At 63.3% G+C, this 1,117-nt stretch carries 1 protein-coding gene; it reads right to left on the minus strand.

Going from position 1 to position 1,117, the window contains the following annotated elements; genetic code table 11:
- Positions 1-19 precede the first annotated feature (19 nt).
- On the minus strand, positions 20-1,009 hold the full coding sequence (gene corA / locus ACXJKR_RS33180; RefSeq protein ID WP_056200057.1) for a magnesium/cobalt transporter CorA: 990 nt from the start codon (positions 1,007-1,009) through the stop codon (positions 20-22).
- Positions 1,010-1,117: the final 108 nt, after the last annotated feature.

Genomic DNA, 1,117 nt, shown 5'->3' on the forward strand with positions numbered 1-1,117 from the left:
CGTGTGAGGTGCGCCTGGACTATTTCAACCATCCTTTGCGGCGGAAGTAGATGAAGGGTGCCGCGACGGACAACAGCATCAGCACGAGGGCGAATGGGTAGCCCCAGCTCGACTCCAGTTCCGGCATATTCTTGAAGTTCATGCCGTAGATCGATGCGATCAGCGTCGGCGGCAGCAGGGCGACGCTGGCCACCGAGAAGATCTTGATGATCTTGTTCTGGTTGATGTTGATGAAGCCGACGGTCGCATCCATCAGGAAGTTGATCTTGTCGAAGAGGAAAGCGGTGTGTGAGTCGAGTGAGTCGATGTCACGCAGGATCTGGCGCGATTCCTCGAACTGCTCGGCGTTGAGCATGCGGCTGCGCATCATGAAGCTGACAGCACGGCGCGTGTCCATCACGTTGCGGCGGATGCGGCCGTTCAAGTCTTCCTCGCGCGCAATGGCCGACAGCACCTCGCCGGCGGCGGCGTCGGTCACGTCGCTCTTCAGCACGCGAACGCTGACGGCCTCAAGCTTGTCGTAGATGCCCTCCAGCACGTCCGCCGAGTACTCGGCGTCGGCGTCGTAGAGCTTGAGCAGCACGTCCTTGGCGTCCTCGATCAAGGCCGGAATGCGCCTCGCGCGCAGCCGCAGCAGGCGGAACACCGGCAGGTCCTCGTTGTGGATGGAGAACAGGATGTTGTTGAAGAGGATGAAGGCCACGCGCACATTGCGCGCCGACTTGCCGTCGGGGCCCTCGTCGCCCTCGATGAGGAAGTCGGAGCGGATGTGCAGCTCGCCGTTGTCTTCCTCGTAGAAGCGCGCCGATTCCTCCAGGTCCTCGTCGACGATGTCCTCGGGGATGGTCAGGCCGAAGCGGTCGCGGATCCAGCCCTTCTCCTCGGCGCTCGGGCTTTCCAGGTCGACCCAGACCGGGCGCGACTGGGCCAGGTCCTCGGCGGTTTCGATTTCTTCCTGGAACAGGCCGCCCTTGAGGCGCCCGTTGTCCAGCGTGAACACATTCAGCATGCATCGTCTCCTGGCAGCGCTGGCCAGACTGGCGGAGGACGACGGCGCAGCGCCRTCCGGGGTGGCGGGATTCAGGTCAACCGTCTCACTCCGGGCGGGGCCTCAGGA

This window comes from Roseateles sp. P5_E11 (genome assembly GCF_054049355.1).